General features: G+C 63.3%; 27 protein-coding genes. 16 read left to right on the top strand and 11 right to left on the bottom strand.

Going from position 1 to position 26861, the window contains the following annotated elements; all coding sequences use genetic code 11:
• Window positions 1-207: 207 nt before the first annotated feature.
• Genes WDM94_01260 through WDM94_01235 form a run of 6 tightly spaced genes read left to right on the top strand, consistent with a single transcriptional unit; the run spans window position 208 to window position 4738 of the window.
• Entirely contained in the window at window positions 208-723 is a 516-nt protein-coding gene (locus WDM94_01260) for a hypothetical protein (protein ID MEJ0011257.1), read from the top strand.
• A gap of 3 nt (window positions 724-726) precedes the next feature.
• Window positions 727-1122: an E2/UBC family protein gene (locus WDM94_01255; GenBank protein MEJ0011256.1), complete on the top strand. Its 396-nt coding sequence runs from the start codon at window positions 727-729 to the stop codon at window positions 1120-1122.
• On the top strand, window positions 1119-2456 hold the full coding sequence (locus WDM94_01250; protein MEJ0011255.1) for a ThiF family adenylyltransferase: 1338 nt from the start codon (window positions 1119-1121) through the stop codon (window positions 2454-2456). Before WDM94_01255 ends, WDM94_01250 begins: the two co-directional genes overlap by 4 nt.
• A complete protein-coding gene (locus WDM94_01245; protein ID MEJ0011254.1) occupies window positions 2453-2998 on the top strand; it encodes a DUF6527 family protein in 546 nt (181 codons plus the stop codon). The genes WDM94_01250 and WDM94_01245 overlap by 4 nt, the downstream gene beginning before the upstream one ends.
• Window positions 2991-3233, top strand: coding sequence for a hypothetical protein (locus tag WDM94_01240; GenBank protein MEJ0011253.1), 243 nt, complete (start codon window positions 2991-2993; stop codon window positions 3231-3233). Before WDM94_01245 ends, WDM94_01240 begins: the two co-directional genes overlap by 8 nt.
• A complete protein-coding gene (locus WDM94_01235) occupies window positions 3233-4738 on the top strand; it encodes a hypothetical protein (protein MEJ0011252.1) in 1506 nt (501 codons plus the stop codon). Before WDM94_01240 ends, WDM94_01235 begins: the two co-directional genes overlap by 1 nt.
• Window positions 4739-4878: 140 nt before the next feature.
• Here WDM94_01235 and WDM94_01230 read toward each other — a convergent pair whose 3' ends face one another.
• The 3 genes from WDM94_01230 to WDM94_01220 form a co-directional block, all read right to left on the bottom strand.
• Entirely contained in the window at window positions 4879-7476 is a 2598-nt protein-coding gene (locus WDM94_01230; protein MEJ0011251.1) for a DEAD/DEAH box helicase family protein, read from the bottom strand.
• A 4-nt stretch (window positions 7477-7480) separates the two neighbouring features.
• Complete coding sequence (locus WDM94_01225) at window positions 7481-9193, bottom strand: site-specific DNA-methyltransferase (GenBank protein MEJ0011250.1); 1713 nt, start codon at window positions 9191-9193, stop codon at window positions 7481-7483.
• A 289-nt stretch (window positions 9194-9482) separates the two neighbouring features.
• Window positions 9483-10685, bottom strand: a complete 1203-nt coding sequence (locus WDM94_01220; GenBank protein ID MEJ0011249.1) for a type IV secretion system DNA-binding domain-containing protein — start codon at window positions 10683-10685, stop codon at window positions 9483-9485.
• 222 nt (window positions 10686-10907) lie between these two features.
• Between WDM94_01220 and WDM94_01215 the strand changes: the two genes are divergently transcribed.
• Complete coding sequence (locus WDM94_01215; GenBank protein MEJ0011248.1) at window positions 10908-11300, top strand: hypothetical protein; 393 nt, start codon at window positions 10908-10910, stop codon at window positions 11298-11300.
• 259 nt (window positions 11301-11559) lie between these two features.
• On the opposite strand, the gene WDM94_01210 is transcribed toward WDM94_01215, so the two are convergent.
• From WDM94_01210 to WDM94_01190, 5 genes are all read right to left on the bottom strand, one after another.
• On the bottom strand, window positions 11560-13257 hold the full coding sequence (locus WDM94_01210; protein ID MEJ0011247.1) for an alginate lyase family protein: 1698 nt from the start codon (window positions 13255-13257) through the stop codon (window positions 11560-11562).
• Window positions 13258-13578: 321 nt separating this feature from the next.
• A complete protein-coding gene (locus WDM94_01205) occupies window positions 13579-14862 on the bottom strand; it encodes an ABC-type transport auxiliary lipoprotein family protein (protein MEJ0011246.1) in 1284 nt (427 codons plus the stop codon).
• Window positions 14863-14867: 5 nt separating this feature from the next.
• Window positions 14868-15644 carry an ABC transporter ATP-binding protein gene (locus WDM94_01200; GenBank protein ID MEJ0011245.1) on the bottom strand — a complete coding sequence of 259 codons (777 nt, stop codon included), beginning with the start codon at window positions 15642-15644 and terminating at the stop codon, window positions 14868-14870.
• Window positions 15645-15646: 2 nt separating this feature from the next.
• A complete protein-coding gene (locus WDM94_01195) occupies window positions 15647-16738 on the bottom strand; it encodes an ABC transporter permease (protein MEJ0011244.1) in 1092 nt (363 codons plus the stop codon).
• Window positions 16738-17190, bottom strand: coding sequence for a hypothetical protein (locus WDM94_01190; protein ID MEJ0011243.1), 453 nt, complete (start codon window positions 17188-17190; stop codon window positions 16738-16740). Before WDM94_01190 ends, WDM94_01195 begins: the two co-directional genes overlap by 1 nt.
• 125 nt (window positions 17191-17315) lie before the next feature.
• Here WDM94_01190 and WDM94_01185 point away from each other — a divergent pair, with 125 nt between their 5' ends.
• On the top strand, window positions 17316-17597 hold the full coding sequence (locus tag WDM94_01185; GenBank protein MEJ0011242.1) for a DUF4342 domain-containing protein: 282 nt from the start codon (window positions 17316-17318) through the stop codon (window positions 17595-17597).
• The gene (locus WDM94_01180; GenBank protein MEJ0011241.1) at window positions 17594-18214 is read left to right on the top strand and encodes a DUF998 domain-containing protein; all 621 of its coding nucleotides are present in this window, start codon (window positions 17594-17596) and stop codon (window positions 18212-18214) included. The genes WDM94_01185 and WDM94_01180 overlap by 4 nt, the downstream gene beginning before the upstream one ends.
• Here WDM94_01180 and WDM94_01175 read toward each other — a convergent pair.
• Together WDM94_01175 and WDM94_01170 are read right to left on the bottom strand one after the other, a co-directional pair.
• Complete coding sequence (locus WDM94_01175) at window positions 18208-19038, bottom strand: universal stress protein (GenBank protein ID MEJ0011240.1); 831 nt, start codon at window positions 19036-19038, stop codon at window positions 18208-18210. The genes WDM94_01180 and WDM94_01175 overlap by 7 nt on opposite strands.
• A gap of 11 nt (window positions 19039-19049) precedes the next feature.
• The gene (locus WDM94_01170) at window positions 19050-19712 is read right to left on the bottom strand and encodes a helix-turn-helix domain-containing protein (protein ID MEJ0011239.1); all 663 of its coding nucleotides are present in this window, start codon (window positions 19710-19712) and stop codon (window positions 19050-19052) included.
• A gap of 145 nt (window positions 19713-19857) precedes the next feature.
• On the opposite strand from WDM94_01170, the gene WDM94_01165 reads away from it, so the two are divergent.
• From WDM94_01165 to WDM94_01135, 7 genes are read left to right on the top strand one after another with little or no spacing between them, the layout of a single operon-like run.
• Window positions 19858-21333 (top strand): PAS domain S-box protein, encoded by a 1476-nt coding sequence (locus WDM94_01165; protein MEJ0011238.1) that lies wholly within the window; start codon window positions 19858-19860, stop codon window positions 21331-21333.
• Window positions 21323-21931 carry a response regulator FixJ gene (gene fixJ / locus WDM94_01160; protein ID MEJ0011237.1) on the top strand — a complete coding sequence of 203 codons (609 nt, stop codon included), beginning with the start codon at window positions 21323-21325 and terminating at the stop codon, window positions 21929-21931. The genes WDM94_01165 and fixJ overlap by 11 nt, the downstream gene beginning before the upstream one ends.
• A gap of 59 nt (window positions 21932-21990) precedes the next feature.
• On the top strand, window positions 21991-22155 hold the full coding sequence (locus WDM94_01155) for a hypothetical protein (GenBank protein MEJ0011236.1): 165 nt from the start codon (window positions 21991-21993) through the stop codon (window positions 22153-22155).
• A 5-nt stretch (window positions 22156-22160) separates the two neighbouring features.
• Window positions 22161-23714, top strand: a complete 1554-nt coding sequence (locus WDM94_01150; GenBank protein MEJ0011235.1) for a cytochrome ubiquinol oxidase subunit I — start codon at window positions 22161-22163, stop codon at window positions 23712-23714.
• Window positions 23715-23723: 9 nt separating this feature from the next.
• Window positions 23724-24866: a cytochrome d ubiquinol oxidase subunit II gene (gene cydB, locus WDM94_01145; protein MEJ0011234.1), complete on the top strand. Its 1143-nt coding sequence runs from the start codon at window positions 23724-23726 to the stop codon at window positions 24864-24866.
• A 12-nt stretch (window positions 24867-24878) separates the two neighbouring features.
• Complete coding sequence (gene cydX, locus WDM94_01140; GenBank protein ID MEJ0011233.1) at window positions 24879-24995, top strand: cytochrome bd-I oxidase subunit CydX; 117 nt, start codon at window positions 24879-24881, stop codon at window positions 24993-24995.
• Window positions 24992-25264: a cyd operon YbgE family protein gene (locus WDM94_01135; protein ID MEJ0011232.1), complete on the top strand. Its 273-nt coding sequence runs from the start codon at window positions 24992-24994 to the stop codon at window positions 25262-25264. The genes cydX and WDM94_01135 overlap by 4 nt, the downstream gene beginning before the upstream one ends.
• Here the strand turns inward: WDM94_01135 and WDM94_01130 are convergent.
• Window positions 25261-26856 (bottom strand): ABC transporter ATP-binding protein, encoded by a 1596-nt coding sequence (locus WDM94_01130; GenBank protein ID MEJ0011231.1) that lies wholly within the window; start codon window positions 26854-26856, stop codon window positions 25261-25263. The two genes, WDM94_01135 and WDM94_01130, sit on opposite strands and share 4 nt — an antisense overlap.
• Window positions 26857-26861: the final 5 nt, after the last annotated feature.

Here is a 26861-nt window from a genome sequence, read left to right as displayed (position 1 = left end):
TGTACACAGCCTCGATTCGCATGCGTCACAGTAATGACCTACCCGATTCGCACTGTCAATGCGGCGCACAATACGTGTTTAATGAACACATTACTTCCATTTTTTTGGTGTGTATTGACAGCGACAAGTCCATCGATGATAACCGCAGGTGCTGCGACGTGAGAGTCGCGAGACAGAAGGGCGCGGAGATCCCGCGGGGAACGCATCATGAATGATGACCGGAAATTGGACGTACTGGTCACGTACCCAAAATCGGGCGATGAGCTGCGCGACAACAATGCCAAGCGCAAAGAAACCCTTGGCTCACTAAGGGGCCGCGCGCTGATCGCGTTTGGACTTCAGGAGGGCGAGGAGCATGGCAAGCTCACGACCTACAGCCTGTTTCATGGCGACCATGAGTTGACTAACCTGGATCGCACGCTAGGGGATATCGCCGGCAATCACGAACTTCTTACGTTGGAGCTGGCCCGCGAGCGTTACCGCTTCTTCTTTGTCGAAGACAAGATCAGCTCGAACTTGGCAGTGGCCACCGGCGCGCAAATCAAGGAAATGATTAAAGCCACGGTCCCCGCTTTCGACGTGTCCCATGAGCTGATCCTTGAGGGCCACGGCGCGCATGCTGATAAAGCGATCGCCGATGGGGAGAGCGTTTCACTTGAGGCCGGACAGGGCCATCCGATCAAGCATTTCTTCTCAAAGCCGCCAACCAACTTTGGCGCTTGATCGATGCTATCACCGATAACGCAGAAGCAGTTCGAGCGACTTAAGCAGCGCTATCCAGATGCGGTTCTAACGGCGCTGCCTTCCGGTGCCGGGCTGGTGACCATTCCGGCGGTGTCTCTGCCGGAAGGTTGGTCGCGGGCAACCAGCAGCGTCCGCTTTGTCGTCCCTATTGGTTATCCGGGGCCCGCACCGGATTGTTTTTGGGCCGATCAAGAACTGCGTCTGGCAAATGGTCAGCAACCTCAGGCAAGCCAAGTCAACCAGATACCGGAAGCAAACCAACAGGCACTTTGGTTTTCATGGCATGTAGTCGAAGCGGCGAAGAACTGGAACCCAAATCGTGATGATCTTCTGACCTTCGTTGGGATCATCATGGATCGCTTTCGGCGGCCTCAATGATAACGCTGGTCTTTCCAAACCGGGCGCGCGACGAACTCCGCGCGGCCCTATGGGAGGACAATTTAGAAAGCGCTGCGATACTTCTGTGCGTACCGGTCAGGCTTGCCGGGAGCGACAGTTGGCGGCTGCTGGTGAAAGAGGTCCACATTGCTGGCCCTTCTGACTACGAAGAACGCACGGCTGCCTCAGTGCGATTGACGGCGGCGTTTGGTCTCCCGTTTGAACGCAAAGCGAGGGAAAACCGTTGGTCCTTGATTTATTGCCACACACATCCCCACCAACGGGGCGAGGCGCGTTTCTCAAGCGTTGATGACAAAACTGAAATCGCGCTGTCTCAATATGCCGGCAGTCGTAGTCCTGGGGTGCCACACTGTGCGCTCCTCTTTGCGGTCGATAGCCTGGCGGCACGTCAACTCGGACAAAGCGAACCCATTCGCGTGATGCAGGTAGGGTCCACAATTTCGGAGGAAGCTGGTTCGATCCTTGGAGAAACGCGCCCCGTGTTTGATCGACAGGTGCGAGCGTTTGGAGTTGAGGGCCAGCAGCGCGTCGAGGCCGCTCGAATCGCCGTCGTAGGACTCGGGGGCACGGGGTCAGTCGTGACCCAGCAGCTAGCGCACCTCGGTGCCGCACGATTTGTGCTGATCGATCATGATGTGGTCGAGGAGACCAATCTCAATCGGACAGTGGGGACTGTCCCCAGAGACGTCGGTCAGCCAAAGGTCAAGGTTGCCGAACGGATGATCAAGGCCATCCGTCCAAACTCAGAGGTGAGCACCATCGTCGGTGATATCGTCGACCAGGCACCTGCCCGTGCGTTGCTTGATGCCGACTTCATCTTTTGCTGCACCGATTCGCAGGCTAGCCGCCACCTGATCAATCAGCTGGTATATCAATACGAGATACCAGCCATCGACATGGGTGTGGCTATCCACGTTGTGGCCGAAGAGCCGGTTCGCTTTGCCGGTCATGTGAAGGCGCTAGCTCCCGGATTGGCGTGCCTTTGGTGTCTAAACCACATCAATCCAGATCAGCTTCGCCGTGAACTCATGACGGAGCAGCAACGTGCGGTTGATCCATATTTCAATAGTAGCCAAGGCATCGTCCAACCCGCCGTCATTACTCTGAACAGCACCGTCGCCTCGTTGGCGGGCACGATGTTTCTTTCGATGGTTGCTGGCGTCAATGCGCCAGCCCGGTATCTGGTGTACGATGGAAATCGACAGCGCGTCGCTGCTGTTGACGCCGTTCCCATACCCACCTGTAGTTTCTGTGGGCCGGACTCAACCGCGGGCGCGGGGGACACGGCGCCGTTACCGGTGCGACTGAAATGAAGCGCGCATCGAAAATCGCTCTAAAAGGCTCCGTGGAGCGTCAGGCCGAGGCCGTCAGACTAGTCCCGCAACCCGGCGACGTAGCCCTTGTCGAGCGAGGTGTCCTGCGTTCCCTCGTGATGCGGTGCCCGGATGGCTGTGGGGACGTTCTAACGATCAATCTCGACATTCGCTCTGGAAAGGCCTGGCGCCTGTATCGTAACCCGAGGGGTGAGCTAACGCTGTATCCGTCGGTGTGGCGCGACACGGGTTGCGAAGCACACTTTATCCTGTGGCGCGACAAGGTCCTGTGGGGACGTGGCGACGAACGTGGTGCCTGGAGTGACAGCGAGCTGCGCCAACATGTTCTCGAGCAACTGCCACCAAGCGGTAACCAGCCGATACATTTTGAAGAAATCGCCGCGAGACTTGCTGAACCTCCTTGGGAAGTGCTCTGGGAATGTCGGTCGTTGGTGCGTAGTCGCCTTGCCGTGATGTCAGAAGACGAACGACACTTCGCTGCCGCGTCCCCTGAGTACATGGGGGATCAAGACGATGTCTGATGACCAGCCTCAATACCGGATCGAGGTCAACGGCAAGGCTTTCTTGATCTCGCAAGCCGTCGTCGAGGGGCTTCAGGTGCGGGTTCTCGGACAACTAGAGCCGCAGGTCGACCTTATTGTTGAAGGCAGCGGAAACGAGCCTGACCGGATCGTTCAAGACCGAGATCGCATTGCATTGCAGCCTGACGGTTCGCCGACCCGGTTTTTTGCAAAACCTCCGACAAGTTTCGGCTGATGGAGCGTGACGCGATCTTGTGGTGGGGCAAGTCGCCACCGCCGCCGGAAGTCACGACACTGTGCCGGGCTCGGGATATCGCGCTCATCCAGATCGATCGACATCCGTCCGATACCGAGTTTGCTGGCGCCAAAGGATTGATCGTCGAGTGGGATGGTCAACCGCAAAACGATGCGATGATTGCCGCGGTTAAGCACGGTCTCACACCTGTGTTCTTATGCGATTTCCCAGACGTGCCAAAGGTCGGTGACGCCATCGATCGGATCGCACAGAATGGCAAGCATCTTATTTTTATTGAGACCGCTTCGGAGAACGCCATAAGACGGATAAGCCGCACGGCGGAAACGCCTGCCTGGAAGCCGAACCTAAGTATAATCGGCGGCGAGAAACTTCGTAGTGCCGAAGACACCTTGTTGCTGTCGCGCGCCTTTAGCGATTGCAGCAGCCTGACACTCGTTCCAGTGTTACAAGGTTCGACGTCGGTATTCCAGGCGTACGCGCGGCTTATCAACTCGCGCGCCGGTCCGGTAGCGCTGCCCTTCTTTGTAAAGTTCGGATCGCGAGAGGCCATTGATCGTGAACTTCGGAACTACATGGAGTGCACGACGCTGCATGTGCCTTTTAATCAAAGACCCAATCTCGATGCATCGCGCTGTGCGCTCGGATTTGCGCGTGGTGTAATCGTCGGCAATTTTGTGGAGCGGTCGGAGTCCCTTCAAGCAGTTGTCGACCGCGGCGCAGGCCTGCCGGCGTTACAGTCCTTGTTCGATGTCGCCCTGAAGGGCTGGCGCCAACAGGCGCATCTCGACCGGGTTAACAAGGTCGCCGCTGTAACGCTGACCGAACGCATGCGACTTTGTCTGCCGTCGACCTACAAACAGAAACGGCGTGACACCCTGGCGAGCCATGTTGGCGTAGCTCGCCAGGATTTGGGAGCAACCTTATCCTATGAGGACTTGGAAAAGCGCCTTCTTGATCTGCCAGTTATCAAATTCAGGTATGCGATGGCGCACAACGACCTTCACGGAGAAAATGTGCGGGTAACCGGCCAGGATGCCATACTGATCGATTTTGCCTCGACCGGCGACGCGCCCCTGAGCGCAGATCCCTCGGCGCTTGACGTATCACTCGTGCTGGCGACAGACAGCGTGTACGGAGAAGCTTGGGAAGGATTGGCTAGGTCGCTGTACAATTTGGAATCCTTGAGCCACGTACCTTTGCCTGTATCGCCTGAAACCAAGGGCGCGAGGATTGCTCAAGCTCTGCGCTTTTTGCGCCAAGTTGCGCTGGCCGACACGATAGATCCGCTCGAATACCCTATTGCGGTCGCACTGCAACTGTTGAGGAAGGCTTCGTACGCGGACAAATCAGAGATACGGCTCCTTGCCGAGCGGCAGCGACGGAGAGCGCTGGCATACGCGATGGCCGAGAGTCTGACGCTCGCAATTGAAAACGAGGCGCTGGGTCGATCGGAAATCTCGAAAAACTCATTACAAACCGCTTAGTCGCGAGCACCAGAGGCTCGTGAATCCCCTGATGCAGTTGCCATCGCGCCGAATGCGCATCACGCCGGTGTAGAAGGGATTGTTGAGACGCCAGCCACGACTTACTGCGTCATCTCTGCGGCTGACGTCGGCAACAGACTCTATTGCAGGTAGCTCGGCAGCTTGGCCTCCCACTCGCTCATCAGGATGAGGGTAGCCCTGACTGACTCGCCCCCATTCTTGACCAATTCAAGCTCGCCGACCGGAGCGGTGTGGTCCCACGCGAAATTCTTGGACAGGAAATTGAGCACGTCGCGCTTATAGGCCGTGTCGAGATTGTCGAGCTGGTCGCCCTTAGTTTCAAGAACGGTGATCTTCGCGGCATTTCCGTCCTGCCGCACGGCGAAGATGAAGTCGGGATATATCTTGGCCCTTCGCCAGCCTTGGATGCCGTACTGCGTCCGGGCGACATTGCGGTGCCACCAGTTGAGCGCCTTTTCGCCGTCGAGATAGACGGCAACGTCCCGCTCGTCGCCGTTGAGGTCGTTTTCATAGACGGGTGCAAAGAGACTCTTTTCGAGCGGCCCGCCCGACTTTGAAAGAAGCTGTCGACCATTGAGCGGCTCGGTAGTCTCCACCGTATGGGGGATGCTCCAATTGCGGCCGTCGATCCGCAGTCGGAACTGGATGCTCCCGGCCGCGACTTCTGCCTTGAAGAGCGTTTCGGCGCGCGCGGCGCGCTCCGCGTCCAATCCCTTGCGCAATTCCTCTACGATCAAGCTAGCAAATGCCCCCAGCTTTTTGTCATCAAAGCCACGCGCTTTAAGCGCCTTGATCAGCGCCCCGACGATCTCCCGGCCGACGAACGGGTTCGGCACAATGTCGGACACCATCCGCACCGCATAAGCAGGGTCAAAAGCCAGAAGCTCGCTGTTCGCGGCGATGATTTCGCCGACGAACAACACATCGTCATTGTCGGAAAGACGAATGCGTTGCAGCTGGCTCTCGGCGGCTTGGGCGTTGTCGGGAATTTTCGCAGCAATGGATTTGGGATCGAAGCCGCGCCAGTCGATCACGGACAGGATATCGGTTTCGTAGTCGAGGTCGCGCGCGTTGCTGCCGTCCGCGACCATGACCTTGGGCAGATAGATTTCGGTCTTGTCGAAGGCTGGCCGCCGCTCGATCTTGCGCGTGACCTTGCTTGCTCCACCGGCGTCACCCTGGGTGACTTCCAGCACAAGGTCGCCAAGCCCGTCCTGCTCCAGTCCGTCCTTAATGGCACTCACTACATCTGCGGTGCCGGCACGGTGGGTGATGACGTGGCATTCGTCCAATGAGGAGATACCGGTCTTGAGCGCATCCGGCTGGCGCAGGATGCGCCCGACAAGCTGAGTCATCGCATTGAGGTTCGAGCTGGCGGCAAGGCTGCAGAGCACGTACGCGAAGGGACAATCCCAGCCCTCCTGCAAGGCCTGCTTAGTGATGATCGCGCGCACGCGGTTTGTGGGCAAAAGCAGGTCCTGGTTCTCGGGACTATTCAGGTCGTTCTGCTCCGCCGTCTTGATGGCGATTTCAGCGTCATCGAACCCCTGCGCCAGCAACCATTCTCTCACGTCGTCCGCATGGATATGGCCCGCGTCCCGCTGGTCTCTGCCGGTGCGCTCGACCTGGATCAGCATGATCGGCCGGATATAGCGGTTGGTTTCGGCGCGGAGTTTCTTGGCGTCGGCGTCGATTGCGTCGAGCTTCAACAGCGCCGCGTTGAGGGTCGCCTTCCAGTCGTTGCCCTGCCTGGGATCGAGATTGAGGGGCATCTTAATCATGCCCTCGCGGTCCAGTTCGCGGCCTGTCACTTCGGCCAACACATTGGTATAGCGGCCCGGTCGTGGGTTCTGCCCGCCGCGTGGCTGCACGTCGATGGGCGTGGCTGTCAGCTCCAGCACGAAGCAAGGGTTGAAGCCGTAGAGGGTGGAAAATGCTAAATCGGAAATTGCCTTGTGTCCCTCGTCCAGCACGACGACGGGTCGGATGATCCGCAAGGCATTGCCCAACGAATCTTTCACCATCGGGAACATGCCCTTGTATGCGTCGAGATTGGGAGTTGCCTCGATGGTTGCCTGGTGGGCCTGCTGTTCGCCCTCCGGCGGAAAGAAGCCATGAACATCGCCACGGTCCTGGAACATCTTGAGCGAGTCCTGCGTTTGCCGGTTTGCCGACTGCAGCATCAGCAACATGATGCAGAGCTGGGTGTCCACGTCGCGAGCATCCAGCCGATGGGTCTTTTCCATGATCTGCACCCGACCGGCCGCCGCCCGGTCGAGGGCTTGCCTGTAGGGGTGCTGCCGGTTCTTGAGGTGGCGGAGCGTCTGCGAATAGATTGCCTCGTTGGGCACGATCCAGAGGACGAAGCCGGCATTGCGGTCAAGATAGCTGCCGATGACGCGCGACACGGCAGACACCGCTAGCCATGTCTTGCCACCACCGGTGGGAACTTTCAGAACGGCGTTGGGAACAGGTCGTTTGCATCCGTCGTCGCGCTGCGAAAATGGAATGGCCGCACGTGACGCGGGCAGCTTGCCTGCGGTCTTCAGCCCTTCCCATGCTTCCTTCGCGAAGTCGGGAATGGGAAGCCCAAGGGCGGGGTCTTGCGCTGCGAGGGCGGCAATCTTATCTGCGCGAGCCTTCTTGTCTTTGAGTACATCCAGGTAGGCGTCGAGCGTCGCGAGAACTCGGTCCTGGTAGTCGAGCTGGCGAAACATTCCGTCAGCTCCGGTCGATGCGATAGAGAGCGAAGGGCAGCGGCACGAACTCAACCGGAATGTTTTGCTCGTCCAGCATCTTCTGCGAGACGTAGCGCGCCGGCGCGAAGACAAGGTGCCGCCTTTTCGAATCTGCTGCGGCGAAAGCCTTGGCCCGGGAAAGCGTCAGGGCGCTGTCCGCCGTCTTCAGCCATTCAAGGTCGGGCCGGTAGATCAGCCAGACATGCTGCCCGTCCGCCTCGCCAAGATAGAAGTCCTCTTCGCGCACGGCTGCCGGGACCAGCGCACGATTGGTCGCCATCCGAAATAACTCTGCGCCGATCCCAACGAAAGAGGGCAAGGTCCGACCGGTCAACACCTGGTCCAACTCTACCGGCTCGCCAAGTACACAATAGGTGAAGGTGCCGCCTAAACCCTTGGCTAGTTCGTCTTCGGCACCGGCCACACCAGACATTACGCGTCGGACACGCTCGGCAGTAAGCTCATCTGCATAATCTTCGCCCTCGACAATCACAAATTGCCGTGTGCCCCCATCGGCGGCATTGAGCTTAAGAACAGCGTGCGCAGTCGTACCCGAGCCCGCAAAGCTGTCGAGGACGACTCCATCTTTCTTCGTGGCAAACGAAAGAATCTGCTCCACAAGAGCACTAGGCTTCGCGTGGTCAAATGTCTTTTTCTTCTCGGGAAAGATCGACCGGAGCTCGTATGCTGAAGTCCTGCCGTCTAGCTCAATTACGCTCGGCAGCTTCTCCTGATACTCGTGAGCATAGAGTTTCAGCTCGATGATTTTGGTTTCGTCGTCGCCAAAAAGTATTTTGCCCGCGGCAAGAAGGTCGTCCATCGTTTCCTTTGGGAAACGGTATCCCATGAGTGGCTGCTTGCAGGGCTTCTTAGTCACGGGATGGATAACGTCGTACCGATAGCCCTCCTTGCCGGGGTTGTGGACGCTTTGGCTCCCGGTAAACACGCCGCCCCGGTCGATATATTTGTAGCGATCCAGAGGCCAGAGCTCGCTTTTGTGGGCGCGGAACCACTTCGCATATTCATGCTCAAGCTCGCGGTCATCGGGGTATTTTGCGGCAAGGTCTTTGCCGACACCGATAAGCGCATCCTTGATGTCAGAGATCGTGCTCTTCCAAATCTTCCCGACTTTGTCTTTGTCCCTTGAAAAACAGATGATGTATTCGTGCTCGACCGCGATCCTAGTGGGATTGTTGTCTGTTACATTCTTCCAGACAATTGTGCCGATCCAGTTCTCTGCCCTATAGAAGATTTCGTCCAACATGGTGCGCAGGCGATAAAGTTCGTTGTCATCTATGCAAATGAAGATGACGCCGTCATCGGCCAGCAGATCTCTAAGCAGACAAAGGCGCGGCCACATCATGGCGCACCATTTGTCGTGCCTAAGCCCGTCCTCAATACCGATAGGATTGGCTTCGAGCCATTCCCGGATCATCGGCGCGTTGACGTTGTCGTTGTAGGACCAACCCTCGTTACCGGTGTTGTAGGGCGGGTCGATGAAGATGCAGTCCACCTTCCCTGCGTAGAATGGCAAGAGCGCCTTCAGCGCGTGAAGGTTGTCGCCCTGAATAATCAGATTCCCATCAAGGGCCACTGGGCCGATGCCCTTCTTCGCGTCCGGAACGAGCGGACGGAAGGGCACGGCGAGGTGATGGTTATAAACGAACTCCTTGCCTTTGAAGCTTAGCTCGGTCACGCCGCCCGCCCGCCTTCCCAGATCGCTCCGCGTCGGTGGCCATAGAATCAGCCGTGGCGGTCGCTGGCAACGGGAGATTGCCTAGGCGCTCTTCAGCGGCCTTTCAGGTCAACAATGCCACCGCTTTCGCGATGGCGGCCGTTGGCCGGGGTAGAATTCGAGGGGCTGACGATAAAGCTACGAACTCGCACCAGGCTGTCGGAATGAAATCAGCGGAAGGCAGCTTGGAGTTTGGGTCACAAAGGACGGCGACCGGCACGTTTGCGCGTTCATACCAGGGGTGTCGCAATCATATCGTGCGTGCGCTAAACGGCCTCGACGGCTGTCCGTCTATCATCAGCCGAAGCGCCATTGCCCTGTTGGCGAGGCGCAGAAGATCCGAGGGGCTGAATATTCGATCGAGTTCGCGCGAGACGATTTCCGCGTCCTCGGCGCCGAGCCGGAAAGCGATCAGGGTTCCGGCGTTGCCCAAAATTGCGTGCCTGACTTCGAGAGCGAGCTGGTGCAGGTACTGATGGGCCATCGTGAAGCCAACCGCATACTTGCGCATTTCAGTGAGCATTTCGACGACCGCCAAGGTCGTAAAGCTCTGGAACTCATCGATGTAGATGAACGAGGGGCGGCGCTCCGCCTCCGGCGCTTCGGCTCGGCTGGCTGCAGCAAGGCCGATTGTTGTCACGATGAGTCCACCAAGCAGCGAGGAGCTGTCCTCACCGAGCCGTCCTTTCGAAAGGTTGATGAGGATGCTGCGACCGGCATCCATCTCTCGGCGAAAATGGAGGTCGCTCTTCGGCTCGGTGACGAAGCGTCTGATAAGCGGGTCAGCGAGAAATGCGCCGACCTTGTTCTGGATCGGCGCGAGACCGTCTGAGCGATAGGTGTTCGCCAATCGATCGAATTCCTGTTCGAAGAAGGCGCGCACTGCCGGATTGCGGGTACCCGCTGTAACGGACCGCCGGAATGCCTTGTCTGAGTAGAGCCGCGGTACGTCAGCCAATGTCGCGTTCGGCAATTCGAGAAGAGCCAGCAGGGTGTTGCGGAGGATGTGCTCCATGCGGACACCCCAGGCGTCGGTCCACCGCTTCCTGAACACGTCCATGAGACCCGACGCCGCTATCGCAGCGTACTTTTCGCCGACGTGACGAAGCGGATTGTATCCGTACGGCTGTGAGCGATCGGCAATGTCGACGTATGTCGTTCGCGAGCGTGCTTCTTCGGACAGAGACCGATATAGCCGATCGACCATGTCGCCGTGCGGATCGATGACGATCGTTCCGCGGCCCTGAAGCAGATCCTGGCGCGCCATGTTTTCCAGCAATGTCGACTTACCGGTTCCGGTCTTGCCGATTACGTGGATGTGCGCGAACCGATCAGCTTCCTTGATGCCGAATACCCGCTGATCGTTGCGGGCATCGACGCGGCCTATCAGCGTGAGCCCCTGCATCCAGCCATTCTGATTCAGATAGCGAATCTTGCGAAGACGGGCAGGCAATGCCCGGCTTCGCCGCGCCTCGCATGAGAGAAGAACGGAGAAGCGCTTTGCTTCTAAAGTCAGACTGACGGGAAGCCGCTGGAATCTATGTCGCCTCGGGATTTGCCCGACGTGCAAACGCATGCACAGAAGATGCGTCTGTATATGCGTGCCAAAGTGCGCCCCTCATAGAGCGTCAATTTGCGATCGGAAGGTCTTGGTCGGCTAGGAAGGATTGAGTTGATGGCGCTCCCGTTGGGAAGTTGGCGGGCGGATATCATTGGCCTTTCGAGCCTGCGGCTTGGAGCGTCGCATCCTCAGAAGGAGCAGCGATCCACGGAACTGTCCACGATCATCTTCTCGGCGGTGTCGCATCCAGAAGCGATGGCCGACGCAGTAGGTCATCCCACGGTGGTCGTGTTGATCGCTTCCTCGCGGGCTAAGCTACCGCGCGTGCCTGGCTCTCTCGCCATCGAGCTGGTGAGCCTCTTTGTGTCGTTGAGCACCACGCGACTTCTTTTTTCTGATCTGCTGCATCTTGCAGTCAACGGAAAGCTGCGTACTCTCGACTTCGATCTCGGAGACCCTCTTGGCGGCGCTTGGCCGATCTCAAGTTGGAGCTTTCAGGTCTCTTGATCAAAGGACTCGAACTGGCTGCGGTTCGAGTCCCGTTTCAGAGAAAAATGTGCGGGTACGCCTGCGGGTACGATTCATTTTGTCGCAGTAGTAGTCCCAATGATTTCAGCTGGTTAGAGCGCGTGTGCGGTTCCCTTCCGCGCACCAGTAACATTTTGATATAATTGGAATTTTTGGAACTGACTGACGTCAGTTCGGCACCGATCAAATAGCGGGTCATCACCGCGATCGATAGCGAGAGGCTCGCAGCCGAGCCACCCTATTGGATTAGCACCTTGCCGGCGGCGACATCGTTTGCCCAAGCGCGCAGCCCCGGGTGTTTAATGGCCTTCGCTTTGCCGGAAGCTACAAAGTCGGCAACGATCTTATTGAACGTGTGAGCCAGCAGTCTCACCGACGTCGCAGCTCTCGGGTTCAGGAGCGACGCGATGCAGTCGGCCTGAGGGGCTGACCAGGCCCCATCGACCTTCTTGAAGTCGATCACTACTCGCGGCTGCGTGTCGTCCCAGAATTGGGTTTTGACGTACCCGCACTTCTGAAGGCCAGGAGGCGCCATTTTAGAACCAATCGGAGCATTCGGGATGATACTGAGCAGCATCATGTCTGCCAGGCGCGGAACATAAACGCCTTCGATGTGGTATTCGGCTTCGTTTTCGCCGCCCCCTGATGTGAAGATCGTTCTCCACTGCACATTGAATTCTGCAGGGCTACCGTCCGGCTGTTTGGAGAATTGTTCCTCCGTTCTGACGATCGTCGGCGGCTCTGTCGTCACGACCACCTCGGCGCCCGGTGGCGTCAGCCTTGCGGCTGTCGCACCGTAGATGCAGGTGACGTTGCCAAAACTCAGGTCTCTGACGACCTCACTTTGCTCGACTTTGTATCTCGCGACGAGCGCACGTATCCGGGGCGCGTTTTCCGATGCGGGGAAACGAGCGAGATACGCCTCGAACCAGCCGATTGCCGTTCCAAAGTCGAGGTCGAAACGCCAGCTCGGATCCTGGCTTCCCCGAAAGGGCAGGCCCTTCATGCCGATGTCGGCCTTGGCGTATTTGTTGATGATGGCCTGGTCGTCGGCTGCATCGAGCAGGAACCGGACTGCATCGTGAATAGAATGCCCGTTACGCTGACGCGTAAACAGGTCCACGCCCTGATGGGCCGCAACCTCGCCGAGAAAGAACGCTGCCGAGATATTGTACGCGGAATAGCGCATCGCCCACATGCCGCGATTGGCATCGTAGAGACTGCCGTCGTCCTTGATGTTCTCAAGAAATCTGACGTAGCCGTTTTCGACCGCGGTGTTGAACATCGCCACGTCATTGTGAAGCACCGCCCACATTGCGGCGACGAGATTCCTTCGCGTGTTGTGATTGTTGACGCGCTGTTCCACGTCGCGATATCCGGCAGTCCCTTTGGGTAGTTCTTTTCCGATCCGCGTGATCTTTATGAGGTGTCCCAGCCATCCCTCGATGGTTGTCCGGTCCTCGCCGGAGAGTTTCCCGAGTCGGTCGAGCTCACGAAACGTCACCATTGCGACCGGGAGCACTTCGTAGGCCGCCCACCAATTTCCACTGGTGGCGGCTTCGTAAGTTCGCAGGGCGTCGGCTTTCGCCCATTTCAACAGGAGAGACTTCGCCTGATCGGCGACTTCGGTCCGTCCGGCCATAAGGGCCGGTCCATAGACCCCCATGGCCGCGGCGAAAGTTACACCTGTCGGAGCGCCGCCGTGAACCCAGCCGACCTTGGCGGCAGGCTCCTCGACCAAGCCAATGACGCTCGGGCCACTTTCGCAGGCTTTTTGATCGGCGTCGGACGTTCCACCGCGTGAGGGATCATAGCTGCCGGCGGCGGTGTACAGTTCGCCTGGGTGCGGCAAGGCTGTGAGCGGCGCTTCTTCGACTGCCAATGCCGGGCTCAGCAGCAGGACCAGCGCCACACCGCCAAAAGCTAAGTGCTTCATTGTGCGTCGCGCTCCACCTTCGGTTGAGGCAGAATATCGATGCCGTGCGAGAACGGTCAAGGTTTGCCGGTGCCACCCTGGACGATCGAGCGACCTGCTCCGGCAAAAGCCGCGCTGCACAGCCTGCAGCTCGCTCGGCGCGACCCTGATGCACCCTAGCGGCTGCTCGCCCAGGCAAGCGTCAGGGCGAAGATCGTGAAGATCGTGATGACGACGCTCACGGCGATGATCGATTCGACAGGCATGGCAGGCTCCGGCTGGTGACGATTTCCGTCACTTCAGCCAAAGCCGGCAGGGGTCGCCTTGATCTGTCGCAAACCTCTAGGGATTGGCGGGCGCAGCCGCCGGGGCAGGCGCATCCGTCGCGGCCGGAGCGTCGGTCGCCGGGGCGGCATCGTCGGCCGGCGGCTTCAGGTCGTCCGAGGGCGGCGGCAGGTCGAGGTCCTTGTCGTCGGCCGCCGGCGCGGCGTCCGCGTTGGCGTTCATCGCGGCGAGGCTCCAGACGACGAGATCGGCCGTCGCCTGGTCGAAGGCATCGTTCAGCGCCTTGGCCGCGGCGGCGGCGGTATCGGTGGCCGTCGCCGGTGCGCTGGCGGTGAAGATTTTCGCGTCGACGACCTTGCCGTCCGAGTCGAGCAGCTTGGCGGAGAATTCGATCTCGGCGCTGGCCGGCGCCGGGTTGGTCGTGATCTGGAACTTGCGGAGGTCGAGGGCGAGCTTGTAATCGCCTTCGAGGTCGCCGCCGTCGGCGCCAACCTTCAGGTAGTTCGCGTTCTCGAACGACTGAACAATGCGCGCCTGGAAGAGCGCCGGCAGGTTGTCGGCGAAACGCGCGTCGGGGAAGGCCGGGGCGATGCCGTCGGCGGTCTGCATGACGATGCGCTGGGTGTCGAGAACGATGACCGCGGTCGGCGTCGCGACGGCGAGCTGCTCGCTCGGCACCGCGGGGATCGCGGCGAAGGTCGTCGGCGGGGCAAGGTCGTAGGTCGTGGGCTCGGGCGCGGTCTTGCCGCCGGTCAGACGCTCCAGGCCCTCGAGGATGCCATCGACGCGGCCGGAGTTGCGGCCGAGCGCCTCGGCGAAGGTGGCGATGTTGGCGACCGCGACCTTGAAGGCGTCCGAGTTCTGGCCGACGACCTCGTCGATATGGGAAAGCACGTCGCGGGCCGCCTGCGTCATGTCCTTGAGCGAGGCCGGGTCGGCGACGAGCAGCGGCGGCTGGCCGTCGGTCGAGGCCGGCAATTCGGAGCCGACGGTGCCGCCGGCGAGCGCCACGGTGGCGGTGCCGGTGAGGCCGGCGAAGATCAGGCCGACGCGCGTGTCGCTCTTGACCGGCGTGCGGCTGTCGACGGCGATGGTCGCGACGACGGCGCCGGGATCGGCCGGGAGCAGCGACATGCCGGTGACCTCGCCGACGTCGAGGCCGTTGAAGAGAACCGGCGAGCCCGTGTAGAGGCCGGCAACGGAGCCGTCGAACTCGACGCGGTAGGTGGTGCGCTCGCCGAGGCCGCCGGCGTTGTTCAGCCAGAACACGAAGCCGAAGCCGCCGACGATAACCGCCAGCACGAACAGGCCGATCAAGACGTAGCGGGCTCTGATCTCCATGGTCGTCAGTTCCGTTGCACGAGGGGGGAGCGGGCGGGCTTGCCCCGGCCGCCGAAATAGGCGCGGACCCAGGGATGGTTGGACGCGAGCATCGCGGAGAGCGGGCCCTCGGCGACGATGTGGCCGTCGGCGAGCACGGCGATGCGGTCGCAGGCGTTCTCGAGCGAGGCGAGGTCGTGCGTCACCATGAAGACGGTGATGCCGAGCGTCTGCTGCAGCGTACGGATCAGGCGGTCGAACTCGCCGGCGGTGATCGGGTCGAGGCCCGACGTCGGCTCGTCGAGGAAGACGATCTCGGGATCGAGCGCCAGGGCGCGGGCGAGCGCGACGCGCTTGACCATGCCGCCGGACAATTCGGCCGGGAATTTCGCCGCGTCGTCGGACGACAGGCCAACCATCTCGAGCTTCAGAATGGCGAGGTCGGCCATCAGCTTCTCGGAGAGGCGGAGATTCTGGCGCATCGGGAACTGGATATTTTCCAGCACGGTGAGCGAGGAGAACAGCGCGCCCTGCTGGAACAGCACGCCCCAGCGGCGCTCGACGGCGCGCCAGTCGCGCTCGCGTGCCTGATCCTCGGAGACGCCGAAGACGCTGATCGTGCCGGCGAGCTTGGGGACGAGGCCGATGATCGTGCGGAGCAGCACCGACTTGCCGGCGCCGGAGCCGCCGACGACGCCGAGAATCTCGCCGGCGGGAACAGCGAGCGTCAGGTCGCGCAGCACCTCGGCATCGCCAAATTTCACGGCGAGGTCGCGGACGTCGATGATCGGGGCGCTCGCCATCGTCACCAGCCGATCGACGCGAAGAAGATGGCGAAGCAGCCATCCAGCACGATGACGAGGAAGATCGATTTGACCACGGACGCGGTGGTCTGCAGGCCGAGGGATTCGGCGCTGCCCTTGACCTTCAGCCCTTCGGTGCAGGCGACGATGCCGATGATCAGCGCCATCACCGGCGCCTTGATCATGCCGATCCAGAAATCGTGCGGCGAGACGGCATCGCGAAGCCGCGTCAGGAATATCGCCGGGCTCATGCCGCCGTAGGACCAGGCGACCAGCTCGCCGCCGACGATTGCCGCTATGGAGCCGAGGAAGGTGAGGATGGGCAGCGCGAGGATAAGCGCGATGATGCGCGGCAGGACGAGGATCTCGACCGGATCGATGCCCATGGTGCGGAGCGCATCGACTTCCTCGCGCATCTTCATCGAGCCGAGCTCGGCGGTGTAGCTCGAGCCGGAGCGGCCGGCGACCATGATCGAGACGATGAGCACGCCGATCTCGCGCAGCACCAGGATGCCGACGAGATTGACGACGTAGTCCTCGGCGCCGAAACGGCGGAAGTTGAAGATGCCCTGCTGCGCGATGATGCCGCCGATCAGGAACGTGATCAGCAGGATGATGCCGATGGCCTGCCAGCCGACGCGATCGAGATGATGCACGATCGAGGTCGGGCGGAAAGCGCGCGGGTTTACGATCGCGCGGCCGAAGGCGACGGCGACGGCGCCGCCCATGGCGAGGAAGCCGGCGAAATCGACGAAGCCGCCAACGGTGGAGCGGCCGATGCGCTCCAGCCGTGCGATCGGGCCGCGGGCCGGCGCGCGATTTTTGGCGGGCGTGCGGACGGCGCCGTGGACCTCGTCGAACAGGTCGCGGTAGCGGTCGGGCATGTCGACCAGGCGGGTGTCGCGGGCCCGCACGATGCGCTCGATGGTCCAGGCACCGAGCGTATCGAGGCGCTCGATGCCGCTGACGTCGATGGTGTCGGCGGCGGGAGCGGCGGCCAGCGTTTCGAGCAGGGCGGCGTGGGCCGTGGTCCAGCTTCCGGTGGCGCGGAGGCCGCCGTCGGTGCCGGTGACGAGGGCGGGGGCGTTCGGCATCAGCGCTTGCCCCGGTTGCCGACGAAGAAGCCGGCGAGGGCGGCCACGGCGAGCGCGCCCATGGTCGTCGGATCGATGGGCGCGTCCTTGCCAAACTCTGCCGTGAAATTGAAGCGGTGGCGGTGCCTCGCCATCTGGGCCGCGACGGCCTGCAGGATTATGGCGGCGATGGCGAAGACCGCGGCGACGATTGCCGCGGCGGCGATCCCGCCGACCAGACCCGCCAGCCAGACCACGAAGGCGCCGAGCAGGAACCCGGCGACCAGCAGCCAGAGCAGGACGGCGGCGATGCTGAGCATCACGCGGATGGCCGCGGCGCGGGCGGCGGCGGAAGCCTCACGCTTCAGCGCGCCGAGGCTCGCGGCGCGGATCAGCCAGCGGAGCAGCGGCTCGGCGTTCGCGGTGCGGGCCGCGGCGGGTTCCGATTCGCCTTGGTCAGAGGTCGCGGACATGGCGGCCTCTGTTGCACTTTGCCGCCGCCGCCGCAACACCCGCGTTGCCGCTTGACCCACGTCAAGGCGGCCGGGAACGGCCCGGTCCAGCTTCCCGCCATGCGGGCACAAGCGGAGACACGACCATGGGCGATCAGGGCAAGAGGACGTGGACCGAAGAAATCGAGGTCAACGGCGCGCAGCTCATGGAGCGAATCAGGGAGCTGATTGCCGAGGGGAAGGTGCGGCGGCTCAGGATAATGGCGGCCGACGGGTCACTGATCCTCGAGATTCCGCTGGTGGTCGGGGCCATCGCCGGTAGCGCGGTGGCGCTCGGTGCGCCGCTTCTGGCGGTGCTCGGCGCGTTCGCCGCGCTGGTGGCGCGGGCGAAGATCGAGATCGTGCGCGAGGACGCGGGCACGCCGTGACGCCGCTTCGGGCGGCGCTGCTCGCCGGGCTTGCCGCTCCGGTCATTTACGCGGTCGCGGTCGTCGCCGGGGATTGGTTCGATCCGCGCTACAACGCGGTCGCCAATACCATCAGTGAACTCACCATGGTCGGGGCGCCCAGCCGGGTGGCGGTCGCCGCGGTGTTCGTCGTCTACAATTTTCTGGTGATCGCATTCGCGCTGGCGTTGCCGCGCGCCATGGCCGGCGCCAACCGGCGGGGGATTGCGGTGGCGGCGCTGCTGCTGATCGTGGTCGCGGCGGCCGGTCTCGGGATGTCGGCGCTGTTTCCGACCGACATGCCGGGCGCTCCGCTGACCGCGGTCGGCACGGCGCACATCGCGCTGGCGGCCGTTGCTTCGCTGGGCACCATGGCGACGGTCGGCGCGGTGGCGTGGGCGACGTGGCGCGCGCCGGGCTGGCGCGGCGTCGCAATGCTGTCGGTCGTATGCTTGGCCGCGATCGTCGCGACGGGGCTGTGGACCGCGGCGACAACGGCGCAGCTCGCGCCGACGATGGGGCTCGCGGAGAGGGCCACCATCGGCAGCTTCGAGGTCTGGCTGTTTGCGCTTGCCGCGCTGGTGCTGCGCCGTCAGTGACTGAACAGCACCGGCACGGTCGAGCGCATCAGCAGGGCGCGGGTGACGCCGCCGAAGACCCATTCGCGGAAGCGGCTATGGCCGTAGGCTCCGGCGACGACGAGATCGGCCTGCGCGCGGCGGGCGAAATCGAGCAGCACGTCGCCGATCGCGGCGCCCTTCGGGTCGATCAGCTCGGACTTGGCGGCGATGCCGTGGCGGAGCAGGAAGGCGACCGCATCGGGCAGGTTCGGCGGACGCTCGCCGCCTTCGCTGATCGCCGCGAGCACGACGCTCTCGGCGTCCTTCATGAAGGGCAGCGCGTCGGCGATGGCGCGCTGGGCCTCGGTCGTGTTCTTCCACGCGACGACGACGGTCTTTGCCGCGGCCTGCTGGACGTTGTCCGGCACGACCAGCACCGGGCGGCCGGAGCGCAGCACTACGTCGGCGGCGGAGGCGACGCTGAGGTCACCCAGCAGCGAACGGTCGCCCGGGCCGACGACGACGAGATCGGCGGCGATGGCGGCAGCGACGATGGCCTCTGACGGTGGGCCGAAGGTGGCGCGCCAGCTCGTCTCCAGCCCGGCGCCCTTGGTGGTGCGATCGAAGGTCGCCTCGGCCTTGGAGAATTCGGCCTCAAGCTGCTTGCGGTCCTGCTCGGTGTAGTCGGGACCGACGGCGACCGTGCCGAGGCCGGCGTCGTAAATTTCGATCGGCAGGCGCGGCAGGCCGGCGGTGACGCCGATCAGGGTTGCGTTGAAGCGGCGGGCGAGATCGGCGGCGAGCGCGATGCGCGGGGTCGAGTCGCGGACGTTGTCGGCATGGACGAGGATGGTGCGGTACATGATGTTTCCCTTCAGGCGTCGAGGCGTTGCAGGCCGGCGCGGTTCTTAACTACGATCCGGCGCGCGCTCGGCAAGGCGATGGCCGACTGTGCCTCGAGGTGGGTGAGGGTGCGGGACACCGTCTCGATGGTGAGGCCGAGATAATCGGCGATGTCCTGGCGCGACATTGGCAGTTCGATGATCTCGCCGCCGGAAGCGCCGGCCATCGCCAGCAGGAAACTCGCGACGCGCTCCTCGGCATTCTTGCGGCCGAGCAGCAGCATGTGCTGCTGCGCGCCGCGCAGGCTGCGCGCGGTCGCCGCCCAGAGATCGGCGGCGACGCTGGCGTCGGTCGCGGCGAGCGCGACGATGCCGGTGCGCTTGGCGACGCGGACGACCGAGTCGACCACGGCCTCGGCGCTGAAGCCGTGCGCGGCGCCGGCCTCGAGGCCGAAGATGTCGCCGGGAAGATGGAAGGCGCCGATCTGGCGGCGGCCGTCGTTCAGCACCTTGTAGGTGCGTACCGCGCCGGTCACGACCTCGTAGAAATATTCGGCCGGCTCGTCCTCGCCGTAGATCTCGGCGTTGCGGGCGAAGGCGATGGGCGCGGCGCGCAAGGCGAAGGCGGTAGCTAGGCCGCCGGATGCCACCGGCAGCGGCGTCGCTCCGTGGGCGGTGATGTTCTGGTGCAGCATGGCCGTCTCCCGTTGTGGTGCATCAGAGGTAGCGGCGCGCCTGGCGGGGAGAAATTCAGGTAATCTCCCTACGGGATTCTCCTGAGGTGCACGCGGCGGGCTCCCCGACTAGGCAATGGGCGAAAAAGCCTTGAGGATGAACAGGTTGGCGCGATTCCGGATCGGCTCGGAGGGGCTCGACGGATACCTTGCGGCGGTCGCCGCGGTGGCCGTCACGCTGGGCGTCGCCGTCGCGCTCCGCCCGTTCCTGGAAGGGCGGCCGCTGCTCATTCTGTTCGTGCCGGCGCTGCTGGCGGCTTCGATGCTCGGCGGTCTCGGGCCCGGGCTGTTCGCGATCGTGCTGGGACTTGCCGGCTCGGCGGTCGTCGATTCGGGTTCCGGCTGGTCGACGCTGCCCGAGGTCGTGTCGAGTCTCGCGTTCGTCTCGGTCGGCCTCGGCCTCGCGTGGTTCGGCGACCGGCTGCAGCGCAGCCGGCGCGAGGCGGAAGCGCGGACGCTCGACCTCGTCGCGCGCGAGGCGCACCTCCGCTCGATCCTCGACACGGTGCCCGACGCAATGATCGTCATCGACGAGCACGGCACGATGTCGTCGTTCAGCAAGGCGGCGGAGCGGCTGTTCGGTTATGCGCCGGCCGAGGCGATCGGCAGGAACGTGCGGATGCTGATGCCGCAACCCTATCGCGGCGATCACGACGGCTACCTCGTGCGCTACCTCACGACCGGCGAGCGGCGCATCATCGGCATCGGCCGCGTCGTCGTCGGCGAGCGCAAGGACGGCTCGACGTTCCCCATGGAGCTGTCGGTCGGCGAGATGCATTCCAACGACCAGCGCTTCTTCACCGGCTTCGTGCGCGACTTGTCGGAGCGGCAGGTGACGGAGGCGCGGCTGCAGGAATTGCAGTCGGAGCTCGTCCACATCTCGCGGCTGACGGCGATGGGCGAGATGGCCTCGACGCTGGCCCATGAACTCAACCAGCCGCTGTCGGCAATCGCCAATTATCTCAAAGGTTCCCGACGCTTACTGGAGGGCAACGACGCCGTCGCGCCGGTGCGCGATGCGATGGACAAGGCGACGGATCAGGCGTTGCGCGCCGGGGAGATCATCCGGCGGCTGCGCGATTTCGTCTCGCGCGGCGAGAGCGAGCGGCGCGTCGAAAGCCTGCCCAAGGTGATCGAGGAGGCGAGCGCGCTGGCATTGGTCGGCTCCAAGGAGCGCGACGTGCGCGTGCGCTTCCTGTTCGATCCGGCGGCGGATCTCGTGCTCTGCGATCGCGTTCAGGTGCAGCAGGTGCTGCTCAACCTGATGCGCAACGCGATCGAGGCGATGGCCGAGTCGCCGCGGCGCGAGCTGACGCTCGCGACCTCGGCGCGCGACGACGGCACGGTTGAGATCGCGGTCGCCGACACCGGGCCGGGACTGGCCGACGAGGTCACGCGGCAACTGTTCCAGCCGTTCGTCACGACCAAGCGGCACGGCATGGGAGTCGGCCTGTCGATCTCGCGCACCATCGTCGATGCGCACGGCGGCCGCATCTGGGCGGAGAAGAACACCGGCGGCGGCACCGTGTTCCGATTCACGCTCCGCGCGGTAAAGCGTGAGGAGGCCGCCGATGTCGTCTGACGCGATGGTGCACATCATCGACGACGACGATGCGGTGCGCGACTCGCTGTCGTTCCTGCTGTCGTCGGTGAAGATTCCGGCGGCGACCTATGCTTCGGCGACGGCGTTTCTCGGCGCGCTGACGAAGGACGCGGCGGGGTGCGTCGTGACCGACATCCGCATGCCGGAGATGACCGGGCTGGAGCTTCTGCAGCGGCTCAACGACGATGGTTTCAAGTTGCCGGTGATCGTGGTCACGGGCCATGCCGACGTGCCGCTGGCGGTCGAGGCGATGAAGCTGGGGGCCGCGGATTTCCTAGAGAAGCCGTTCGACGAGGACAGTCTGCTGGCGGCTATCCGTGCGGCGCTCGGACGGCAGAGACACGACGGCGAGCGGGAGTCGCAGCAGGCGCGGGTGCGGTCGCTGATCGCGACGCTATCGGCGCGGGAGAAGCAGGTGCTCGACGGGCTGGTCGCCGGCCAACCCAACAAGACGATCGCGTTCGATCTCGGCATCAGCCCGCGGACGGTGGAGATCTACCGCGCCAACGTCATGACCAAGATGCAGGCGGGGAGTTTGTCGGAACTGGTACGCATGGCAATGGTCGCCGCCGGTTAAGCGTTGATTCTGATCCAGATCAAAGCGGTCGTCACCGCGAGAGCGTAGCGAGGGACCCGATGTTCAAGAACCCGCTGGCACGCGACGTCACCGTCGTGCTCGTCGTCAAAACCGTGATCGTGATCGCTGCCGCTCTGTTCGTCTTCGGTCCCAGCCAGCGCCCGGTCGTCGATGCCGCCGCGGTCGATGCACGCCTCACCGTCAATCAGGACACCGCCCCATGAACGAGATGATGGACATCGTCACGCTGTCGCGCGTGCAGTTCGGTCTCACCGCGATGTACCACTTCCTGTTCGTACCGCTGACGCTCGGGCTGGCGCTGCTGCTCGGCATCATGGAAAGCGTCTACGTCATGACGGGACGCGAAATCTGGAAACAGATGACGAAGTTCTGGGGCGTGCTGTTCGGCATCAACTTTGCCATGGGCGTCGCCACCGGCATCACCATGGAGTTCCAGTTCGGCACCAACTGGGCCTACTACAGCCACTACGTCGGCGACGTGTTCGGCGCACCGCTCGCCATCGAGGGGCTGATGGCCTTCTTCCTCGAGGCGACGTTTATCGGCCTGTTTTTCTTCGGCTGGGACAAGCTTTCGCGGGTATCGCATCTTGCGGTGACCTGGCTGGTGGCGCTCGGCTCGAACCTCTCGGCGCTGTGGATCCTGATCGCCAACGGCTGGATGCAGCACCCGGTCGGAGCGCGCTTCAATCCGGACACGATGCGCATGGAGGTCACCAACTTCGGTGACGTGATCTTCAATCCCGTGGCGCAGGACAAGTTCGTCCATACGGTGAGCGCCGGCTATGTCACCGGCTCGGTGTTCGTGCTCGCCATCTCGGCGTGGTTCCTGCTGCGCGGCAAGCATGTCGCGATCGCCAAGCGGTCGATGACCGTGGCGGCCAGCTTCGGCCTTGCGTCGGCGCTGTCGGTGGTCGTGCTCGGCGACGAGAGCGGCTACACCGCGACGGAAAACCAGAAGATGAAGATCGCTGCGATCGAGTCGATGTGGGAGACCGAGCCCGCGCCGGCGCCGTTCACGCTCGTTGGTATTCCCAACATGCAGGAGCACCGCACGGATTTTGCGATCAAGGTGCCGTGGCTGCTCGGGCTGATCACGACGCGGTCGATCAACACCGAGGTGCCGGGCATCGTCGATCTCGTCGCCAACGCCGAGACGCGGATCAAGCTCGGACTCGTCGCCTACGATGGGCTGGAGAAACTGAAGGTCGACCGCACTGACACGACGGCGCGCTCCAACATTGCGCTGCATGCCAACGATCTCGGCTACGCGCTGCTGCTCAAGAAAATCCGGCCGGATATCCTCAACGCGACGTCGGCGGAGATAACCGCGGCGGCGTGGAACACGGTCCCGGCGGTGTCGCCGCTGTTCTGGTCGTTCCGCATCATGGTTGGGCTCGGCTTCTATTTCATCGCGCTGTTCGCCTTCGCCTTCTGGCTATCGGCGCGGCGGCACCTGACCAAGTACCGCTGGTTCCTGTGGGTGGCGCTCGTCACGCTGCCGGCGCCGTGGATCGCGGCGGAGCTTGGCTGGTTCGTCGCCGAGGTCGGGCGGCAGCCGTGGGTGATCGAAGGCGTGCTGCCGACGTTCCTGGCGGTGTCTTCGATCTCGGCGGGCAACGTCGCGACGACGCTGATCGGGTTCATCGTCTTCTACACGACGCTGGCGATCGTCGACGTTTACCTGATGCTGAAGGCGATCCGGCAGGGGCCGGGCGAGGCGGCGGGCTCGGAGCCCGTGCCTTCCATGGTTCCGGCGGAGTAGGAGGCGATCATGCTGCTCGACTACGAAACCCTGCGGCTCATCTGGTGGCTGCTGCTCGGCGTGCTGCTCATCGGCTTCGCCGTCACCGACGGCTTCGATCTCGGCACGGCGATGCTGCTGCCCTTCGTCGGGCGCACCGACAGCGAGCGGCGCGTCGCCATCAACACGATCGGGCCGGTTTGGGAGGGCAACCAGGTTTGGCTGATCCTCGGCGCCGGCGCGATCTTCGCGGCGTGGCCGATGATCTACGCGGTCGCGTTCTCCGGCTTCTACTTCGCGATGTTCCTGGTGCTGCTATCGCTGATTCTGCGGCCGGTCGGCTTCAAGTATCGCTCCAAGCTCGGCGATGCGCGCTGGCGCGGGTTTTGGGACTGGGCGCTGTTCGTCGGTGGGCTCGTGCCGTCGCTGATCTTCGGCGTCGCGTTCGGCAATCTGTTCCTCGGCGCGCCGTTCCGCTTCGACGATACGATGCGCATGGCCTACGAGGGCAACCTGTTCGGGCTGCTGACGCCGTTTGCGCTGCTCTCCGGGCTGGTCAGCGTCGCAATGCTGGTGATGCATGGCGGGGCATATCTGGCGCTGAAGGCGGGCGAGCCGGTGGGCAGCCGCGCCGCGGCGTACTCGCGCTATGCCGCGCTGGCGCTGCTGGTGCTGTTCACGCTGGCGGGTCTTTGGGTCGCGTTTGGGCTCGACGGCTACACGATCACCAGCGTCGTTGCGGCGGACGGGCCGTCCAATCCGCTGCTGAAGACGGTGGCGACGGAGAAGGGCGCGTGGCTGCACAACTACGGTACGCATCCATGGGCGCTGGTCGCGCCGCTCGTCGTCTACGTCGCGGCGCCGCTGTCGGCGTTGCTCGTCGGCGGGCGGAGCTACGCGCTGGCCCTGGTTGCGAGCGGCGTCGCGATCGCCGGCGTCATCGCGACGGCCGGGCTGTCGCTGTTCCCGTTCATGCTGCCGTCGTCGCTCGATCCGAACTCGAGCCTCACGGCATGGGACGCATCGTCGAGCCAGTTGACGCTGCTGATCATGCTGTTCTGCACCGTCGTGCTGCTGCCGGTCGTACTGCTCTACACGGCCTGGGTCTATCGCGTGCTGCGCGGGCGCGTCACCATCGCGTCCGTCGAAAATCCCGCCACGCACAACTACTGAGGAGACCAAGCCATGTGGTACTTCACCTGGGTCCTCGGCGCCGGTTTTGCCTGCGCCTTCGCCATCCTCAACGCGATGTGGCTTGAGGTGCACGAGAGCGACCGCGCGGCGCGGGGCGATCTCGATTGAGCACGACAATGGACCGTCCGTGGGCGCGGTTTGTGTCGCTGGCGGTCGGGCTCGCGGTCAGCGCGCTGCTGATGCTCTATCCGTATGCGCTCGGCACGACGATGACGCCGATGCTGCATACGGCCTTGCCGCTTCTGCTCATCGGCGTGTCGGCGGCGCTGGTGCATGGTGTGGGGTTCCGGCCGGAAAGCCGCTGGCTGCGTGTGCTGTTCAGCCCGATTGCGGCGTGGCCGCTGATCGCGATCGGCGGCGCGCTGCTCGTGCTCTAGCCGAGCGCGGCGGCCATCAGAGTCTTCGTGTAGTCATTCGCCGGCGTGGCGAAGACTTCTTCCGTCGGACCTTCCTCGACGACCCTGCCGTCCTTCATCACCAGGATGTAGTCGGCCATTGCGCGCACGACCGCGAGATCGTGGCTGATGAAAAGATAGGAGAGATCGTGATCGCGCTGCAGGCGGCGGAGCAGCTCGACGATCTGCTTCTGCACGCTGCGGTCCAGCGCGGAGGTCGGCTCGTCGAGGACGATCACCTTCGGCTTCAGGATGATGGCGCGCGCGATGGCGATGCGCTGGCGCTGGCCGCCGGAAAATTCGTGCGGGTAGCGGTTGCGTGTCGCGGGATCGAGGCCGACCTCGGCGAGCGCCTCGCCGGCACGCCTGGCGCGATCGGCGTGCGTCAGCGATGGCTCGTGGACGAGCAGGCCCTCGGTGACGATCTCGCCGACGGTCAGGCGCGGCGAGAGCGAGCCGTACGGATCCTGGAAGACGATCTGCAATTCGCGACGGAGCGAGCGGAGATGGCGACGGTCGAGCGCCATCAGGTCGCGGCCCTCGAAGCGGACGGCGCCCTTGCCGTCGATCAGGCGCAGCAGAAGGCGGCCTAGCGTCGATTTGCCTGAGCCGGATTCGCCAACTACGCCAATGGTTTGCGCCTGCTTCAGGCGGAGGGAAACATTGTCGACCGCGCGGATCACATGCGGGGCGCCGGCGAGGAGGCCGCCGCCGATGGTGAACGTGACGGCGAGATTGCGCGCGTCGAGAAGGATCGGCGCGCCGTCGGGCGGCGGCGGCTTCGCGCCGGCGGGCTCGGAGGCGAGCAGCATCTGCGTGTAGGGATGCTGCGGTGAGGCGATGACGTCGGCGGTGGCGCCGTTCTCGACGATCTCGCCGAGGCGCATGACGTTGATGCGGTCGGCGAAGCGGCGGACGATGCCGAGGTCGTGCGTGATGAAGACGATCGCCATGCCGAGACGTTTGCGGAGGTCGGCGAGCAGGTCGAGGATCTGCGCTTGGATGGTGACGTCGAGCGCGGTCGTCGGCTCGTCGGCGATGAGGATGTCGGGATCGTTCGCCAGCGCCATCGCGATCATCACGCGCTGGCGCTGGCCGCCGGACAGTTCGTGCGGATACGACGCGAGGCGGCGTTCGGGATCGGCGATGCCGACGAGGCGCAAGAGTTCCAGCACGCGCGGACGCGCGTCGCGCGCGCTGATGCGGCGGTGGTAGATCAGCGGCTCGGCGATCTGGCGGCCGATGGAATAAAGCGGATCGAGCGACGTCATCGGCTCCTGGAAGATCATCGAAATCTTCACGCCGCGGATGTGGTTCAGCGCGCGCTGGCCGAGATGCACCATCTCGGCACCGCGATAGCGGACGCTGCCGGAGACCGTGCCGTTTTCGGCGGTGAGTCCCATGACGGCCATCATCGCCTGGCTTTTGCCGGAGCCCGATTCGCCAACGATTGCAACGGTTTCGCCGGGGTTCACGGCGAGACCGATGCCGCGGACGGCGTGGACCTCGCCGTCGGGCGTGGCGAAGCGGACGTCCAGTCCCTTGATCTCGAGGATGGGCACCGCTTCCGCCATCAGCG

Source organism: Bauldia sp., from assembly GCA_037200845.1.
Classification (GTDB): Bacteria; Pseudomonadota; Alphaproteobacteria; order Rhizobiales; family Kaistiaceae; genus DASZQY01.
Note: the sequence above shows the minus strand (reverse complement) of the source record. Positions and strands in the feature narration are given on the sequence as shown.

Bases quoted from the DNA above. Each gene is read 5' to 3' on its own strand.
- WDM94_01210 (MEJ0011247.1), bottom strand. From the start codon at position 13,257: ATGAAGCACTTAGCTTTTGGCGGTGTGGCGCTGGTCCTGCTGCTGAGC.
- WDM94_01260 (MEJ0011257.1), top strand. From the start codon at position 208: ATGAATGATGACCGGAAATTGGACGTACTGGTCACGTACCCAAAATCG.
- WDM94_01170 (MEJ0011239.1), bottom strand. From the start codon at position 19,712: ATGCTGCACCAGAACATCACCGCCCACGGAGCGACGCCGCTGCCGGTG.
- WDM94_01250 (MEJ0011255.1), top strand. From the start codon at position 1,119: ATGATAACGCTGGTCTTTCCAAACCGGGCGCGCGACGAACTCCGCGCG.
- WDM94_01130 (MEJ0011231.1), bottom strand. From the start codon at position 26,856: ATGGCGGAAGCGGTGCCCATCCTCGAGATCAAGGGACTGGACGTCCGC.
- WDM94_01195 (MEJ0011244.1), bottom strand. From the start codon at position 16,738: ATGCCGAACGCCCCCGCCCTCGTCACCGGCACCGACGGCGGCCTCCGC.
- WDM94_01215 (MEJ0011248.1), top strand. From the start codon at position 10,908: ATGGCGCTCCCGTTGGGAAGTTGGCGGGCGGATATCATTGGCCTTTCG.
- WDM94_01245 (MEJ0011254.1), top strand. From the start codon at position 2,453: ATGAAGCGCGCATCGAAAATCGCTCTAAAAGGCTCCGTGGAGCGTCAG.
- WDM94_01205 (MEJ0011246.1), bottom strand. From the start codon at position 14,862: ATGGAGATCAGAGCCCGCTACGTCTTGATCGGCCTGTTCGTGCTGGCG.
- fixJ (MEJ0011237.1), top strand. From the start codon at position 21,323: ATGTCGTCTGACGCGATGGTGCACATCATCGACGACGACGATGCGGTG.
- cydX (MEJ0011233.1), top strand. From the start codon at position 24,879: ATGTGGTACTTCACCTGGGTCCTCGGCGCCGGTTTTGCCTGCGCCTTC.
- WDM94_01155 (MEJ0011236.1), top strand. From the start codon at position 21,991: ATGTTCAAGAACCCGCTGGCACGCGACGTCACCGTCGTGCTCGTCGTC.
- WDM94_01185 (MEJ0011242.1), top strand. From the start codon at position 17,316: ATGGGCGATCAGGGCAAGAGGACGTGGACCGAAGAAATCGAGGTCAAC.
- WDM94_01150 (MEJ0011235.1), top strand. From the start codon at position 22,161: ATGATGGACATCGTCACGCTGTCGCGCGTGCAGTTCGGTCTCACCGCG.
- WDM94_01255 (MEJ0011256.1), top strand. From the start codon at position 727: ATGCTATCACCGATAACGCAGAAGCAGTTCGAGCGACTTAAGCAGCGC.
- WDM94_01190 (MEJ0011243.1), bottom strand. From the start codon at position 17,190: ATGTCCGCGACCTCTGACCAAGGCGAATCGGAACCCGCCGCGGCCCGC.
- WDM94_01175 (MEJ0011240.1), bottom strand. From the start codon at position 19,038: ATGTACCGCACCATCCTCGTCCATGCCGACAACGTCCGCGACTCGACC.
- WDM94_01235 (MEJ0011252.1), top strand. From the start codon at position 3,233: ATGGAGCGTGACGCGATCTTGTGGTGGGGCAAGTCGCCACCGCCGCCG.
- WDM94_01230 (MEJ0011251.1), bottom strand. From the start codon at position 7,476: ATGTTTCGCCAGCTCGACTACCAGGACCGAGTTCTCGCGACGCTCGAC.
- cydB (MEJ0011234.1), top strand. From the start codon at position 23,724: ATGCTGCTCGACTACGAAACCCTGCGGCTCATCTGGTGGCTGCTGCTC.
- WDM94_01200 (MEJ0011245.1), bottom strand. From the start codon at position 15,644: ATGGCGAGCGCCCCGATCATCGACGTCCGCGACCTCGCCGTGAAATTT.
- WDM94_01240 (MEJ0011253.1), top strand. From the start codon at position 2,991: ATGTCTGATGACCAGCCTCAATACCGGATCGAGGTCAACGGCAAGGCT.